This window comes from Roseospira goensis (assembly GCF_014197795.1).
GTDB classification, from domain to species: domain Bacteria; phylum Pseudomonadota; class Alphaproteobacteria; order Rhodospirillales; family Rhodospirillaceae; genus Rhodospira; species Rhodospira goensis.
The window spans coordinates 49434-65271 of the sequence record NZ_JACIGI010000009.1 but is presented as its reverse complement, the minus strand read 5'-3'; the positions used below and the strand labels follow the sequence as shown (position 1 = coordinate 65271).

Sequence of the window (15838 nt, the reverse complement as noted above, 5' to 3'; positions counted from 1 at the left end):
CCGCCCGGGCTCCCGCCGGGAAGCCGGAGGGGCTGGGGGGCGGACGGTCAAGGTCTTCGAGACCGGGTCTCCGCGAGACCGGGGTTCCGCGAGATTGGGGACCCCGGGACTGGGGACCCCGGGACTGGGGACCCCGGGACTGGGGACCCCGAGACTGGGGATCGAGGGACGCGGGACGCGGCCGCCAGGTCGCGCCGGACCAATGACCACAACGAACGAGGCAGTGCCATAGCTAGACCACCGATGACGGCGCCGCCGACCCGCGATGGGCCGCGCGTCAACGAAGCGATCAGGGTTCCGCAGGTTCGCCTGATTGATGCCGAGGGGGAGAACGTCGGCGTCGTGTCCGTGCGCGACGCCTTGAGCCGGGCCGAGGAGGCAGGGCTGGATCTCGTCGAGATCTCGCCAAGCGCCGACCCGCCGGTGTGCAAGATCCTGGACTACGGCAAGTTCAAATACGAGGCGCAGAAGAAGAAGAACGAAGCCAAGAAGCGCCAACGTGTCATCGAGGTCAAGGAGATCAAGCTCCGGCCAAACATTGATGAACACGACTATGCCGTCAAGATGCGCAACTGCCACCGCTTCCTGTCCGAGGGCGACAAGGTGAAGGTGACCTTGCGTTTCCGGGGTCGCGAGATGGCGCACCAGGATCTCGGCATGAAGGTTCTCACCCGGGTCCGCGACGACATGGCCGAGCTGGCCAAGGTCGAGCAGCTTCCCAAGATGGAAGGCCGTCAGATGATCATGGTGATGGCGCCGCGGTAGAGTCGAGTCACGTTCGAAATCGGACCGCATCTGCGGTTCCGATTTCGAGCGATCGGCGCTAGGCCATCTGATTTAGGGCAGAGTCACGCGATCAATCCGATCCACACTGTGATTCAGAGTGATCCGGATCTGCCCTACAGCCCGTTCTCGTGCAGCCAGTGCAGAATCGGGTCGGCCGCGTGGCGCCAGGTTTCCTCCAGCATCATGGCATGCGCCATCCCGGGCACGATCACCGGCTCGGCGTCGTAGTAGCGCGCCGTGCGGCGCACCATCGAGCGCGGGATGAAGGCGTCCTCGGCCGCGCCCATCACCAGCGTTGGCACCGGCTCGCGCGGCGGCTGGCGCGGCACGTCCCAGAACGCCATGTCCAGGATCACGCGCTGCGACTCGCGCTGGAAACCCTGGTAGTAGCGTTCGGCCCGCTCCGGCGGGACGTCGGTCGCGAACAGGCCGGCGTAGAAGACGTCCGGATTGATGAACGACTTGCCCACGGTCTGCATGAACGAGATGCCCTGCACCAGTCCAGGGCTGGCCAGCATCATGTGCCAGGAGCTTTCCAGCAGCCCCCAGGGGCCGACCGACGCCATCAGCACCATGGCGGCAGGCCGGTCGCGCTCGATCACCTTCTGCACCACCATGCCGCCCATGGAATGGCCGATCAGAACCACCGGCCGGTCGACCAGCCCCATGACATGGCCCAGGTCGTCGGCGTAATCGGACAGGCTGGCCAGGTCCAGGCGCTCGCGGCCCTCGCTGCTGCCGTGCCCACGCAGGCTGAAGGTGGCCGTCATGTAGCCCTTGTTGTTGAAGTAGGGCACGAAATACTCCTGCCAGCACCAGGCGCCGGCGAAGGCGCCGTGCACGAACACCAGGGCCGGGCGCTCGCGGGCGGCGGCGGCCCCCACCGAGGTGGGGCCGGCCGCCACGGCCGGGGGCGAAATCGAGATCTCAAGGCGCGGGCGGGTCGGGGTGATGACGGTCATGCGGAATCCGGGATGAAGCGACAGGCGCGTGACGCAGCCGTGACGCTGCGGTGACACGTCGACCATACCACGCCCGGCCCCATTCCACATCGCACCTTGGGATCAGGGCCGGGCACTCGGGCGGCCGGCGCACGGTCCCCCCATGGCACGGGGGGATCACGGGGCGCTGTCCGAGCCCCTATATTGGCTTGATATATATCGCGGTGTCACATATACCCGGCGCGTGTCGCGCTGGCCGTCGCGATCCCGTTCGCTGCGGCCCGGCGGCGTCGGCACCGTTCCCCGGCGACCCGTCGCCCGTCCGGGAGTCCGCCATGCCCCTGGATTCGAAGACCCTCTGCCTGGGTGCGCTCGACGCCGGGTACAACACCGGCTACGACATCCGCAAGGCGTTCGAGGACGGCCCGTTCCAGCTCTATCAGAGCCTCAGCTACGGCTCGATCTATCCGGCGCTCAACGCCCTGCTGGCCGACGGTCTGGTGACCTGCACCGAGCAGGCCCAAGACGGGCGTCCGGACAAGAAGGTCTATGCCATCACCGAGGCCGGCCGGACCGCCCTGCGGGCCGCCCTGTTGCAGCCGCTGGGTTTCGACCGGCTGCGCTCCGAGTTCATGTTTGCCCTGGCGTTCGCCCATCTGATGAGCCCGGGGCAGGTCTCGCGGCTGCTCGACGACTACGCCCGCGGCTATCGCGAGCTGGCCGAGGACCTGGCCTGCACCGACGCCGACCCGCCCCCCGGGCGGCGCTTCCTGGTCCGGCTGGGGCAGGAGGGCTGTCTCACCTGGGCGCGCTGTGTCGAGAAACACCGGGCGGCGCTTGAAGCCGATCTGACGGCGCGCGACCCTGCGGTCGCGGCTGGTGCCGGCACCGGCGACTGAGCCGCCCCGTCCGCTTCGGCCGCCGCGCGTCCGTCCGGGCGGCGGGGGTGGAGGCGGCCCCACAACGACGAAGAGCGCTGATGAAATCGTCCTATGCCATCGCGGTGCTCATCACCCTGGTGACCGTCGGCTGGGTCGCCTCCGGCATGATCGGCGCCGAGGAGGATCCGCAGGCGGCGGAGGAGACGCTGCGGCCGCCCGCCGCCATCCAGCGCGAGGCGCCGGTGCCGCAGGTGCGGGTGCGCCGGGCCGCCGCCGAGACGCGGCTCACCGACCTGCGGGTGCTGGGCGAGACGCGGGCCTCGCGCCTCGTGGAGGTCAAGGCCGAGACCGGCGGCCGGGTGGTCGAGACCGGCGCCGAGGACGGGGCGACGGTCGATGCCGACACGCTGCTGGTGCGCCTCGCCCTGGACGACCGCCAGGAGCGGGTGCGCCGCGCCGAGGCCGCCGTGGCGCGCTGGGAGGACCGCTACGCCGCCGACCAGCGCCTCGCCAATCGCGACTTCACCAGCCGCCAGCGGGTGCTCGAGTCGAAGGCCGCGCTGGAGGAGGCCCGCGCCGCCCTGGCGGCGATGCGCCTGGACATCGACCGCACCACCATCCGGGCGCCGTTCGCCGGCGTGCTGGAGACCCGGCTCGCCGAGGTTGGCGACTACGTGGGCATCGGCGATCCGGTGGCCCGGGTGGTCGATCTCGATCCCCTCAAGGTGGTCGCCAAGGTCGCCGAGGCCGACATCGGCCGCCTTCAGGTGGGCCAGCCCGGCCGCGCCACCCTGGTGACGGGGCGCAGGCTGGAGGGGCGCGTGTCCTACATCGCGCCGGTCGCCGATGGCGTCACGCGGACGTTCGCGGTCGAGCTGGAGGTGCCCAATCCGGACGCCACCGTGCCCGAGGGCATGACGGCGGAGGTGCGGCTGCCGCTGGAGCAGGTGCGGGCGCACCGGCTGTCGCCGGCGCTGCTGGCGCTGGACGACGAGGGCCGCATCGGCGTCAAGCTGGTCGATGCCGACAACCGCGTGGTGTTCCATCCGGTGCAGGTGGCCGGCGACAGCCGCGACGGCCTGTGGGTCGAGGGCCTGCCCGATCCGGCCACCCTGATCGTGGTGGGCCAGGAATTCGTGCGCGCCGGCCAGCGGGTCGAGCCGGTCGACGTCGAGACCATCGCCGCCAACAGCGCGGCTCTTGCCGAGGCCGACCGCGCCGCCCTTCAGGCCGGACGTGCGCCCGACGCCACCGTCGACGGCGTGACGGCGCCGGAAGGCGCGCAGCCATGAAGCCGGTGATCGACTTCGCCCTGGACCGCTCGCGCGCGGTGCTGGCGTCGCTGCTCTTGGTGCTGGTCGCCGGGACGGTGGCCTTCATCGAGATCCCCAAGGAGAGCGCGCCGGACATCCCGATCCCCATCATCTACGTCGCCCTGTCGCACCGCGGCATCTCGCCCGAGGACGCCGAACGGCTGCTGATCCGCCCCATGGAGCAGGAGTTGAAGGGCATCGAGGGCGTCAAGGAGATGCGCTCGACCGCCTTCGAGGGCGGCGCCAACGTGGTGCTGGAGTTTGAGGCCGGCTTCGACAACGAGCAGGCCAAGCGCGACGTTCAGGAACAGGTCGACATCGCCAAGACCGAGTTGCCCGACGAGACCGACGAACCCACGGTCAACGAGATCAACATCAGCCTGTTCCCGATCGTCGTCGTCACCCTGGCCGGCGACATCCAGGAACGCGCCCTGCTGACCATCGCGGACACCCTGGCCGACGAGATCGAGAAGATCCCCGCCGTGCTGGAGGTGGATATCGGCGGCGACCGCGAGCAGCAGGTGGAAATCATCGTCGATCCGGTCCGCCTGCAAAGCTACGGCCTCGCCAATGCCGACGTGGCGGCGGTCATCGCCCGCTTCAACCGGCTGGTGGCCGCCGGCACCATGGACACCGGCGAGGGCCGCTTCGCCGTCAAGGTCCCCGGCCTGTACGAGGACGTCACCGATATTCTGGACCAGCCGGTCAAGTTCACCGACGACGCGGTGGTGCGGCTGCGCGACTTCGCCACCGTGCGCGCCACCTACAAGGACCCGGAGGGCTTCGCCCGCGTCAACGGCCAGCGCGCGGTGACCCTGGAGGTCAAGAAGCGGGTCGGCGAGAACATCATCGACACCGTGGATGCGGTGCGCGCCGTGGTGGCGGCGGAGCGCGCACGGTGGCCGGACGGCCTGTCGGTGAACTTCATCCAGGACCAGTCGGACGACATCCAGACGATGCTGTTCGACCTTCAGAACAACGTCATCGCCGCCATCCTGCTGGTCATGGTGGTGGTGGTGGCGGCGCTAGGGCTGCGGTCCGGGCTGCTGGTCGGGATCGCCATCCCGGGGTCGTTCCTCACCGCCATCCTGCTGCTGGCGGCCATGGGCCTGACCGTCAACATGGTGGTGCTGTTCTCGCTCATCCTGGCGGTGGGGATGCTGGTCGACGGCGCCATCGTGGTGACCGAGTACGCCGACCGCAAGATGACCGAGGGCCTGCCGCGCCGCGCCGCCTATGGACTGGCCGCCAAGCGCATGGCCTGGCCGGTGATCGCCTCCACCGCGACCACGCTGGCGGCGTTCATGCCGCTGCTGTTCTGGACCGGGGTGGTGGGCGAGTTCATGAAGTTCATGCCCATCACCCTGGTGGCCACTCTGACGGCCTCGCTGCTGATGGCGCTGGTGTTCGTGCCCACGCTGGGCTCGCACATCGGGCGGCCGCAGGGTGGCAAGGCCGGCGCCAGCGAGCGCGTCACCGCGCGCGCCCTGGCCGGCGACGGCGACACCGACCTGACCCGGCTGGGGGGGCTGACCGGCGGCTATGCCCGCCTGCTCGCCGTGGCGCTGCGCCGGCCGGCCGTGGTGGTCACGCTGGCGGTGGTCGGGCTGGCGGCGAGCTGGTGGGCCTACGGCACCTACGGCCGCGGGGTCGAGTTCTTCCCCGACGTGGAGCCGCAGCAGGCGCAACTCCTGGTCCATGCCCGCGGCAACCTTTCGATTCACGAGAAGGACGCCCTGGTGCGCGAGGTGGAACAGCGCGTGCTGGCGCTGCCCGACTTCAAGGCGGTCTACGCCCGCACCTTCAACCGCTCGCCCCAGGATGCCGCCGAGGACGTCATCGGCATCATCGGCCTGACCTACAAGGACTGGCAGCACCGCCGGCCCTCCGACGACGTGCTGGCGCTGATCCGGGCGCGCACCAGCGATCTGGCCGGCGTGCGGGTGGAACCCGACGAGCCGGACGAGGGACCGCCGGTCGGCAAGGCGATCCAGGTCCAGATGACGGCGCGCGACGCCGCCGTGCTGCCCGAGGCGGTGGACCTGGTGCTCTCGGCCCTGGACGAGATCGGCGGCTTCATGGACGTCGAGGACAGCCGCCCGATTCCCGGCATCCAGTGGGAACTGGACGTGGACATGGGCCAGGCCGCCAAGCTGGGCGGGGACGTGCAGAGCGTCGGCAGCATCGTCCAGCTCGTCACCAGCGGCCTCAAGGTGTCGTCGTTCCGGCCCGACTCGGCCAAGGACGAGGTCGACATCGTGGTGCGCTACCCGGAGGAGGATCGCTCCATGGCGCAGCTCGATCGCCTGCGCCTGAATACGGCCGAGGGGCTGGTGCCGGTGTCGGCCTTCGTCGAGCGCACGGCAATGCCCAAGATCAGCCAGATCGAGCGCGTCGACGGCCGCCGCGTCATGACCGTCAAGGCCAACGTCGCACCCGGCATCCTGCCCGACGACAAGATGCGGGAGATCCGGGCCTGGTTGGCGGAGAACCGGGGGCGGTTCCCGCCCGGGCTGGACATCGAGTTCAAGGGCGAGGACGAGGAGCAGAAGGAGAGCCAGGCGTTCCTGTCCAAGGCGTTCGCGGTCGCCCTGTTCATCATGGCGCTGATCCTGGTCACCCAGTTCAACAGCTTCTATTCCGCCTTCCTGATCCTGTCCGCGGTGGTCATGTCCACGGTCGGCGTCATGCTCGGCCTGCTGGTCACCGGTCAGGCCTTCGGCATCATCATGACCGGGGTCGGGGTCATCGCCCTGGCCGGCATCGTGGTCAACAACAACATCGTGCTGCTGGACACCCACGAGCGTCTGAAACGCGAGATCGCCGACCCGCGCGAGGCCATCATGCGCACCGGGGTGCAGCGCCTGCGGCCGGTGCTGCTGACCTCGGTGACCACCATGCTTGGTCTGCTGCCGATGATGTTCATGGTCAACATCGACTTCATCAACCGGGCGGTCAGCTACGGGGCGCCGTCGATGCAATGGTGGACCCAGCTCGCCACCGCGGTGGTCGTGGGTCTGCTGTTCGCCACCGTGCTGACGCTGGTGGTCACGCCGTCGGCGCTGATGTTGCAGGCGCGCGCACATGGCTGGATGGAACGCCGGCGCGCCCGCCGCGCCCTGCGGGCGACCATGCCGGCGCCGGAGGGGGCGGCGGGGTCGGCGGCGGGCGATGCGGCCACCGGCGACGGCGACGCCGGACCGGCCGGGGACGGGCTCACCGGCGACGGCGGCCCGGAACCCGACGGGCCGGGCGCGGGTCCGCCCGGGGCCGGGCAGGCCGGCGACGACCGGCGCGGGGGGCGCGACGGCACCCGGCCGGGGGCCTCCGAGGGTCGCAAGGGCGTGCCGCACGCGGCGCGGGTGGCCTACCCGGCGGAGTGACCCCGGGCCGTGGCCGTCGCGACGGGTCCCGGCCCCATGCCGGCTTCCCCCGCGCCATGCCGGTCGCGTATCGTCGCCGGCGGACCGCGGCCCCGCCACAGCCGCGGGTCCGCCACAGACGACGGGAGAGCGCAGATGACCCCCATTCCGGCAACGTTGATCCGGGGCGACGGAATCGGCCCCGAGATCATGGACGCGGTGCTCGCAGCCCTGGACGCGCTCGGCGCGCCGTTCGCCTTCGAGGAGCGACCGGCCGGCCTGAACGCCATGGAGCGCCACGGCGGCGACCCGCTGCCGGAGGAGACGCTCGCCAGCATCCGCCGCACCCGCCTGGCGCTGAAGGGGCCGCTGACCACGCCGGTGGGGTCCGGATTCCGCTCGGTCAACGTCCGCCTGCGCGAGGCCTTCGGGCTCTACGCCAACCTGCGGCCCTGTCGGACCATCGTGCCGGGGCGCTTTTCGGACGTCGACCTGGTGGTGGTGCGCGAGAACCTGGGCGGCCTGTACGTCGGCCAGGAGCACTGGATTCCGGTGGCCGGCGACCCCCATGCGGTGGGTGTCGCGACCGGCTTTAACACCCGCGAAGCGTGCCGGCGCATCGTCACCTATGCCTTCGACTACGCCGTGACGCACGGCCGCAAGACCGTGACCGTGGTGCACAAGGCCAACATCCTGAAGGTGTTGAGCGGTCTGTTCCTGGAGGAGGCCCGGGCCGTCGCCAAGGACTACGCGGGCCGGGTGGCGTTCGACGAACGCATCATCGACGCCTGCGCCATGCAGCTCGTGCTCGACCCGGCGCGCTTCGACGTCCTCGTGACCACCAACCTGTTCGGCGACATCCTGTCGGATCTGGTGGCCGGGCTGGTCGGTGGGCTGGGCTTCGCCCCGGGCGCCAACATCGGCCCCGATGCCGCGGTGTTCGAGGCCGTGCACGGCTCCGCCCCCGACATCGCCGGCCAGGGCAAGGCCAACCCGGTGGCGCTCCTGCTGGCGGCCGGCCTGATGCTCGACCACGCCGGGCGGCCCGACGCGGCGCGGCGCCTGCGCGACGCCATCACCGCCACCCTGGCCGCCGGGACCGGCACACCCGACATCGGGGGCACGGCGACGACGGCCGAGTTCGGGGCGGCGGTCGCGGCGGCGATCCGTCGGGCGCCGGCGCCGACCGGCGCCGGCTGAGGCTGGCGCCCCGGGGGACCGGGGCGACGGGGTCAGCGACGGGGGGCAGCGACGGGGGTCAGCGACCGGGGTCAGCCCGCCGCCGCGCCGGTGGTGGTCACGCCGGGCACGTGCACGCGGCGCTCGACCCACTGCAGGACCTCGGCCACCACCCCGGTCAGCACCAGGTAGACCAGCGCCACCAGCAGGAAGACGTCGAAGAATTCGAACGTGCGGTAGCCGACCTGCTCGGCGCGGGCGGTGATCTCGCTCACGCCGATGGCAAAGGCGATGGAGGTGAACTTCAACTCCAGGATCGCCTCGTTGGACCACTGCGGCAGCACCCGGCGCAGCGCCTGGGGCAGGATCACGTGGATCAGCGCCTGCGTCTGGCCCATGCCCATGGCCCGCGCCGCCTGCATCTGGCCCTGCGGCACCGACAGCAGGGCGGCGCGGAAGTACTCCGCCTGATAGGCCGATGTGTTGAGGCCGATGGCGACCACCGCGGAGGTGAACGGGTCCAGCACGATGCCCACTTCGGGCAGGCCCAGGTAGATGAAGAACATCTGCACCAGCATGGGCGTGCCGCGGAAGATCTCGATGTAGCCGGTCGCCAGCAGGTACAGCGGCGTCGGCGCGTAGATCCGGCACCAGGCCAGCACCAGCCCGAAGACGAACCCGAAGCTGATGGCCAGGATCCACAGCCCGAGCGTGACCGGCACCCCCTCCAGGATGAAGGGCAGGTGTTCGCCGGCGAAATCCAGGAACTCCATCACGCCGACTCCTGATGCGTGATGACCTTCAGGAAGGCCCGCGTGCGCTCGTGCGCCGGGTTGGCGAACAGGGTCGACGGCGGCCCCTGCTCGACGATGGTGCCGCCGTCCATGAACACGATCTCGTCGGCGGCGGTGCGGGCGAATCCGACCTCGTGGCTGACCACCAGCATGGTCATGCCCTCGCTGGCGAGCTGCTTCATGACCGTGACCACTTCGCCGGTCAGTTCGGGATCGAGCGCCGAGGTGGGCTCGTCGAACAGGATCACCTTCGGGTCCATCGCCAGCGCGCGGGCGATCGAGGCGCGCTGCTGCTGACCGCCGGAGAGCTGCGCCGGGTAGTAGTGCGCGCGGTCGGCCAGCCCGACCCGCTCCAGCTCCTGCATGGCGCGCTCGGTGGCCGCCGCCTTGCTGCGCTTGAGGATGCGGCGCTGCCCCAGGCGGACGTTGTCGATCACCTTCAGGTGGGTGAACAGGTTGAAGTCCTGGAACACGAACGCGATGTGCCGGCGCATGGCGTTCAGGGTGGCGGGGGTGAGGGGCTGGCCTTCCAGCAGCACCCGGCCGGCGTCCGGCGGCGACAGATGGTTGATGCAGCGCAGCAGGGTGGACTTGCCGGTGCCCGACGAGCCCATGACCACCTTGGCCTCGCCCCGGGTCAGGGTCAGCGAGACCCCGCGCAGCACCGCGTGATCGCCGTATCGCTTGTGCAGGTCCTCGACGCGCAGGACCTCCTCGTCGCTCTTGGTCACGGCGACCTCCGCTCGAATCCGGGCACCGCCAGCCGGGCCTCGACCCGGTACAGCACGGCGTTGCCCAGCCGGTTGACGATGAAGTAAATGAGCGCGACCACGCCGAACACGATCAGGATGTTCCCTTGCGTGTTGGAGACGATGTACTTGGCCTGGCGCGTCAGCTCGACCACGCCGATGACATAGGCCAGCGACGTCGCCTTCAGTTCGGAGGAGAACTCGTTGGTCCATGGCCCGATGGCATGGCGCGCCGCCTGCGGCAGCACGATGGTGCGGATGGCCTGCCAGCGTCCCATGCCGATGGCGCGCGCCGCCTGCATCTGCCCGGCGGGCACGGACTGGATGGCGCCGCGGAAGATCTGCGATTGATAGGCGGCGGAGCGCAGGCCGAGCGCCAGCACGGCGGCCAGGAACGACGACAGCGCCACGAAGTCCGTCACACCGTAGTAGAACAGCAGCAGTAGGACGACCGCCGGCACGCCGCGGAACACCCGCTCGAAGGCCCAGCCGCCCAGCCGTGCCGGCCACGGGCCGTACACCTGGCCGAGGGCCAGGGTCAGGCCCAGCACCAGCCCCAGGGCCAGCAGCGCGGCCAGGAGTTGCAGGGCCACCCAGGTGCCGTGCATCAGGAACGGCAGATTGTCGTAGAGGGTTTGCCAGATCATCGGCACCTCGATCGGCGGAGGAGGGCGCCGGGGCGCGCCGCGCGCGGCCCGGCCCCGGGTACGGCGGGGCCGGGTGCCGCCGGGACGACAGCCGATCGCCCGCAGTCGGACTCACGCCGTGATCCGACGTCGGACGTGATTCGGCTGGTGATTCACCAGATAGCCCGGAGTCGCGCACCCGTTCGTGATCATGGACGAGATCACGAAGAGGCACGATCCGCGCTAAGGGGTGTAGCCCGGGATGGGGGTCTGATAGGAGTCGACGTAGTCCGGCATGGTGGTGGGAATCGGCCGGATGCTGGCCTGCGGGCTGTAGGTCTTGACGATCTCCGCCCACTGCCCGGACTCGGAGATGTTGACGATGCCGGCGTTGAGCTGCGCCAGCAGCCCCTTGGGATCGCCCTCCTGCACCGCCAGCGCCTGCGGCTGGTTCTGCTGGATGGTGCCGACGATCCGGATCGGGCGGCCCTTGTCGATCAGCTCCTCGGCGGTGTCGGTGCTGGTGACCACGGCGTCGAGGCGGCCGGTGCCCAGGTCCTCGACCGCGGTGATGTAGTCCTCGTAGGCCCGCAGCGTCACGTCGACGTCGCGGTCGACCAGGTTGGCCTGGAGCCATTCGTACTGGGTGGCGCCGCCCTGGGCGCCGACGGTGGCGCCGCAGCACAGCGCGGTGACCACGTTGTGGTCGGAGTCGGCCGCGACCAGCACCTCGTCGTCGTTCTCCCACCACGGAATGCTGAAGTCGAGGACCTTGGCCCGCGCCTCGGTCACGTTCAGGCCGGTCACCAACAGGTCGATGCGGCCCTTGGCGAGCGCCGGGATCAGCGACGGCCACGGCAGGTCCTTGAACTCCACCGTCAGGCCCTGGTCCTCGGCGATGGCGCGCATGGCGTCGATGGCGATGCCCTTGTAGGCGCCGTCTTCCACGTAGGCCCAGGGCGGAAAGGCGGCCTCGACGCCGGCCACCAGCGGGTCGCCGTCCTGCGCCAGCGCCGGCGTTGCGACGGCCATGGAAACAACGGAAACGACGCCTGCGGCCGAAAGGTGCTTGAGCATGAGAACCCCCTGTTCCGGTGAGAGAATTATGCAGTGCATGGGCAGAAAAAGCAGTGCGAAACGAGAGCGGTGTCTCGCTTCTCTGCCCGAGTGGATCCGGCGATCGCGCCCCTTGCCCGGTGCGCGTCTTTGTTGGTGGCGGTTTGGCCTCGTCCGGCTCCGCTTTGTTTTAGAATTTTATTGACGCAAAGCGTAGGCGCCGGGCGCGGGAAGATCAAGGCACGCGGGTAGAATTTCTTCCGCTTTCCACCGTTGTTTCGGGGAAAATCCTCTGCCGGGCCGGACGGCGATGGGGCCGCCGGCCGTCGGCGCCATCCCGGCCCTTGCCGGCGCGCGCGGGGGGCGGCATGGTCGCGGCATCGGGTCGGTCGGGGGGCGCGGGCGCGGCCCGGGCGGCGATCGCAACCCCGCTCCGCCTGGAGGCGCCCCGCCATGGTCCGTCGCCTGCCCCCGCTCACCGCGCTGCGCACCTTCGAGGCCGCCGCCCGCCACGGCTCGTTCGCCCAGGCGGCGGAGGAACTGGCGGTGACGCCGACGGCGGTCAGCCACCAGGTGCGGCAACTGGAGGACCTGCTGGGCGTGGCGCTGTTCGAGCGGCGGCCGCGCGGCCTGCGCCTGACCGATGCCGGCCAGCGGCTGGTGCCGGATCTGACGCGCGGCCTGGACCACATGGCGCGGGCCGTGGGGCGGCTGTCGGGTCAGCGGCTGGCCGGTGTGCTGCGGATCTCGGTGCTGCCGTCGCTGGCGACCATGTGGCTGGCGCGGCGACTGCCGGCGTTCCAGCGCCAGTATCCCGAGGTCGACGTGGATCTGGACCTGTCGAGCGAATCGGTGCGCTTCGATGGCCGCGACGGCGTGGACATCGGCGTGCGCTACGGCACCGGGCACTATCCCGGCCTGCACGTGCGGCGGCTGATGGGGGAGAGCGTGTTCCCGGTGTGCGCGCCCGCCTTGATTACCGGCCCGCGCCCCTTGCGGGAGCCCCGTGATCTGCGCCACCATGTGCTGATGCACAACAATCGTGTGCTGGAGACCGAACCGTGGATCACCTGGCGGCCGTGGTTGCAGTGGATGGGGGTGACCGATGTGGACCCGGCGCGCGGCCCCCGCTTCAGCGACGCCCACGTGGAGATCGCGGCGGCGGCGGCCGGCCTGGGGGTGATGCTGGGGCGCTCGGCACTGGTGTTCGATGACCTCGCGGCGGGTCGGCTGGTGCGGCCGTTCCCGCTGTCCCGGCCGGCCGACTTCAGCTACTTCGCGGTCATGCCGGAGGCCCATCTCGCCAACCCGATGGTGACGGCCTTCGTGGACTGGCTGCACGAGGAGACCACGGCGTTCGAGGCGCGCCAGGACCCGGCATTGTGCGGGGTGCCGGCGGCGGCCGCGACGGAGGACACGCCCGATGCGCGATGACGCCGCGGCACGCGGCCGCGTGGTGGTGCTGGTGAACAGCGCCGCCGGGGCCTTTGTCGGCGACGCCCAGGCGCCGCGCGCGCTGGCCGACCGCCTGGTGGTGGGCCTGATCGCGCAGGGGCTGCGGGCCACGGCACGGCTGGCCGACGGCGAGGCGATGGCCGGGGTGGCGCGCCAGGTGGTGGCCGACGGCGCCGCCGCCCTGGTCGTGGCCGGGGGCGACGGCACGCTGGCGGCGGTCGCCACCGCGCTGTGCGACCCGAAGGCGCCGGCCCAAGTGCCGATGGCGGCGGTGCCGCTGGGCACCGCCAACCTGCTGGCCCGCGACCTGCGCATGCCGGACGACCCCGAGGCGGCGGCGGCGGCGCTGGCCGACGGGGTGGTGGGCCGCATCGACGTCGGCCGGGTCAACGGCCGGGTGTTCCTGAACAGCGTGATCCTGGGCCTGTTCGCCAACGTGGCGCGCCAGCGCGAACGCTTCCGCGGTGCCATGACGCCGCTCCTGTGGGTCCGGCTGCTGTGGCGGCTGGTGCTGGCGATGCGGCGCTATCCGCGCCTGCGTGCCGTGCTGGCGACCGAGAACGGGGTCCACCGCGTCAAGACCCATGCCATGGTGGTGGCCGACAACGCCTACGCCGAGCGGCCGGGCCTGCTGGTGCGGCGCGACAGCCTGGGGCACGGCGCCCTCGCCATCTACGTCATGCGCCACCGCACGCCGTGGCGGCTGCTGCGGCTGGGCATGGGGCTGATGATGCTGGGGCAGTGGCGCCGCGACGCCGACCTGCTGACCGAGGACGCCCGCCGCCTGACGGTGGCGGTCCGCCGTCGGGTCCTGCGCGCCGCCGTCGACGGCGAGGTGGTGCTGCTGCCGCGCCGGGTCAGCTTCCGCCTCGACCCGGCGGCGCTGCCGGTGTGGGTGCCGGCCGAGGCCGCGCCCGTGCTGGCCCGGGTGGACGGGCCGGCGCGCGCGCTCTTGGCGGCGGCGGGCGACGGGACCACATGATCTCGGGTGACCGCCGAGGGCGGTTCGGTGTCGTGAGGTCGCGTGCGCACCCTGGCCCATGTCTCAGACCTGCACTTCGGCCGCCTCGACCCCGCGGTGGTGGCGGCGCTGGAGGCCGACCTGGCGGCGCAGGCCCCCGACCTGGTGGTGGTCAGCGGCGACCTGACCCAGCGCGGCCGCCATCACGAGTTCCTGGAGGCGCGCGCCTTCCTGGACCGGCTGGAGCGCCCGCTGCTGGTGGTGCCGGGGAACCACGACGTGCCGGCCTACAACCTGGTGAGCCGGTTCCTGTGGCCCTACCGCCGCTTCACCCGCCACATCGCCGCTGACCTGTTCCCGCTGGTGGCGGACGCGGAGATGGCGGTGCTGGGGCTCAACACCGCGCGCCGGGCCCTGGGGCACTGGAACTGGGCGCTGGGCAGCCTGAACGTCCGCCAGCTCGACCGCGCCGCCCGTGAGCTGGCCACGCACGGGGCGGGCCGCATCCGGGTCATCGTCACCCACCATCCGGCGGTGCCCCCGACGGAGCACCGTCACGGCCCGCTGCTGTTCCATGCCGAGCGCGCGCTGGCGGCGTTCGCGGACAGCCGGGTCGACCTGATGCTGAGCGGCCATCTGCACCGCAGCCACGCCACCCTGGTGACGGCGCCGGCGATCGGGGGCACGGGCGCGCCGGCCTGGCCGATGATCCTGGCCGGGGCCGGCAGCGCGACCTCGACCCGGCTGCGCGACGAGGCCAACGGCTACACCGTGGTGCGGTTGCAGGCACGGCCGCCGCGCCTGTGGGTCGAGACCCGCGGCTGGGACGGCGCGGGATTCGAGACCCGCGGCGTGCAGGTCTTCGACCGCCAGGATGGGCACTGGTCGGCGGCGCCCGGCGAGTCCGTCGACGCCTTGGCGTCACGGTGATGCGGGACCCGGTCCCGCGGGCCGGCGCGGCCAACCCCGAACGCAAAACCGCCGCCCCGGGCGCGGGGCGGCGGTCTTGGGGAGCCGGACGGCCGCGGGCGGCCGACCGGATCAGGTGGGGTCGCCCTACTGCAGGGTCTTCAGGTAGGCCGCCACGTCGTCCGCGAACTGCGGCGGCAGGCTGACCACCATGGCGCTGTCGGCCCCGCCGGCATACTTGTTGCGGAAGCCATCCGGATCGGCGACGTATTCCGTCAGGTTCTCCATGTTCCACTCCTCGATGCCGTTCTCGGCGAACAGCGGAGCGGCCTGGTAGCGGTCGAAGCCCTCGACCTGCGCCGGCGCCTGACCGTAGATGCCCCACAGGTTGGGGCCGACCATGTGCTTGCCGCCTTCCTCGAAGGTATGGCAGGCCTTGCAGACGCGGTTGGCCCACTTCTCGCCCACCGCCGGATCGGCGTCCTGGGCCAGCGCCACGTTGGTGGTCACGCCCATGGTCAGGGCGATCCCGGTCGCCGCGATCAAGGTCCTCAGCATTGGTGTCTCCTCTCGTGTTCTTCCGCGAAACCGACTGAAAGGGCTCAACCGATGGCAAGGTTTCCCTCAGTCGAACCCGGCCCTGAACCGAGGCACCGAGGGTCAACCCGCGGCGGACCCAGGCGTGGGGCCGAACTGGACGCAGACTTATACTGGATCCGCATCCCCGGCTCAAGTTGACCCTGGGGCAAACGTGCCGGCCCCGAACGGAGCCGTTGACGGAGCCATTGACGGAGCCATGGACGGCGCTGAGCCGGCGCCAACCGGC

At 71.1% G+C, this 15838-nt stretch carries 14 protein-coding genes; 8 read left to right on the top strand and 6 right to left on the bottom strand.

Annotated features, from left to right (window positions below):
- Positions 1 to 243: 243 nt before the first annotated feature.
- Complete coding sequence (gene infC / locus GGD88_RS07155) at positions 244 to 765, top strand: translation initiation factor IF-3 (RefSeq protein ID WP_184433432.1); 522 nt, start codon at positions 244 to 246, stop codon at positions 763 to 765.
- Between the two features lie 134 nt (positions 766 to 899).
- Here the strand turns inward: infC and GGD88_RS07150 are convergent, their stop codons facing one another.
- Positions 900 to 1748, bottom strand: coding sequence for an alpha/beta hydrolase (locus tag GGD88_RS07150; RefSeq protein WP_184433430.1), 849 nt, complete (start codon positions 1746 to 1748; stop codon positions 900 to 902).
- Between the two features lie 314 nt (positions 1749 to 2062).
- Here GGD88_RS07150 and GGD88_RS07145 point away from each other — a divergent pair, with 314 nt between their 5' ends.
- The 4 genes from GGD88_RS07145 to GGD88_RS07130 all read left to right on the top strand — a co-directional run bounded on the left by GGD88_RS07145 (position 2063) and on the right by GGD88_RS07130 (position 8483).
- Positions 2063 to 2626, top strand: a complete 564-nt coding sequence (locus tag GGD88_RS07145; RefSeq protein ID WP_184433428.1) for a PadR family transcriptional regulator — start codon at positions 2063 to 2065, stop codon at positions 2624 to 2626.
- A gap of 80 nt (positions 2627 to 2706) precedes the next feature.
- Positions 2707 to 3900 (top strand): efflux RND transporter periplasmic adaptor subunit, encoded by a 1194-nt coding sequence (locus GGD88_RS07140; protein ID WP_184433426.1) that lies wholly within the window; start codon positions 2707 to 2709, stop codon positions 3898 to 3900.
- A complete protein-coding gene (locus GGD88_RS07135; protein ID WP_184433423.1) occupies positions 3897 to 7304 on the top strand; it encodes an efflux RND transporter permease subunit in 3408 nt (1135 codons plus the stop codon). Before GGD88_RS07140 ends, GGD88_RS07135 begins: the two co-directional genes overlap by 4 nt.
- A gap of 135 nt (positions 7305 to 7439) precedes the next feature.
- On the top strand, positions 7440 to 8483 hold the full coding sequence (locus GGD88_RS07130) for an isocitrate/isopropylmalate dehydrogenase family protein (protein WP_184433420.1): 1044 nt from the start codon (positions 7440 to 7442) through the stop codon (positions 8481 to 8483).
- A gap of 71 nt (positions 8484 to 8554) precedes the next feature.
- Here GGD88_RS07130 and GGD88_RS07125 read toward each other — a convergent pair whose 3' ends face one another.
- The 4 genes from GGD88_RS07125 to GGD88_RS07110 all read right to left on the bottom strand — a co-directional run bounded on the left by GGD88_RS07125 (position 8555) and on the right by GGD88_RS07110 (position 11708).
- Entirely contained in the window at positions 8555 to 9235 is a 681-nt protein-coding gene (locus GGD88_RS07125; RefSeq protein ID WP_221237043.1) for an amino acid ABC transporter permease, read from the bottom strand.
- A complete protein-coding gene (locus GGD88_RS07120) occupies positions 9235 to 9987 on the bottom strand; it encodes an ATP-binding cassette domain-containing protein (protein WP_184433414.1) in 753 nt (250 codons plus the stop codon). The genes GGD88_RS07125 and GGD88_RS07120 overlap by 1 nt, the downstream gene beginning before the upstream one ends.
- Positions 9984 to 10652, bottom strand: coding sequence for an amino acid ABC transporter permease (locus tag GGD88_RS07115; RefSeq protein ID WP_184433411.1), 669 nt, complete (start codon positions 10650 to 10652; stop codon positions 9984 to 9986). The genes GGD88_RS07120 and GGD88_RS07115 overlap by 4 nt, the downstream gene beginning before the upstream one ends.
- A gap of 222 nt (positions 10653 to 10874) precedes the next feature.
- Entirely contained in the window at positions 10875 to 11708 is an 834-nt protein-coding gene (locus GGD88_RS07110) for an ABC transporter substrate-binding protein (protein ID WP_184433408.1), read from the bottom strand.
- A gap of 432 nt (positions 11709 to 12140) precedes the next feature.
- Between GGD88_RS07110 and gcvA the strand changes: the two genes are divergently transcribed.
- From gcvA to GGD88_RS07095, 3 genes are read left to right on the top strand one after another with little or no spacing between them, the layout of a single operon-like run.
- A complete protein-coding gene (gene gcvA, locus GGD88_RS07105) occupies positions 12141 to 13121 on the top strand; it encodes a transcriptional regulator GcvA (protein ID WP_184433405.1) in 981 nt (326 codons plus the stop codon).
- Positions 13111 to 14124, top strand: a complete 1014-nt coding sequence (locus GGD88_RS07100) for a diacylglycerol/lipid kinase family protein (RefSeq protein ID WP_184433402.1) — start codon at positions 13111 to 13113, stop codon at positions 14122 to 14124. The genes gcvA and GGD88_RS07100 overlap by 11 nt, the downstream gene beginning before the upstream one ends.
- A gap of 42 nt (positions 14125 to 14166) precedes the next feature.
- Positions 14167 to 15033: a metallophosphoesterase gene (locus tag GGD88_RS07095; RefSeq protein WP_184433399.1), complete on the top strand. Its 867-nt coding sequence runs from the start codon at positions 14167 to 14169 to the stop codon at positions 15031 to 15033.
- A 126-nt stretch (positions 15034 to 15159) separates the two neighbouring features.
- Here GGD88_RS07095 and GGD88_RS07090 read toward each other — a convergent pair whose 3' ends face one another.
- Positions 15160 to 15570 carry a c-type cytochrome gene (locus GGD88_RS07090; RefSeq protein ID WP_184433396.1) on the bottom strand — a complete coding sequence of 137 codons (411 nt, stop codon included), beginning with the start codon at positions 15568 to 15570 and terminating at the stop codon, positions 15160 to 15162.
- Between the last annotated feature and the right edge of the window lie 268 nt (positions 15571 to 15838).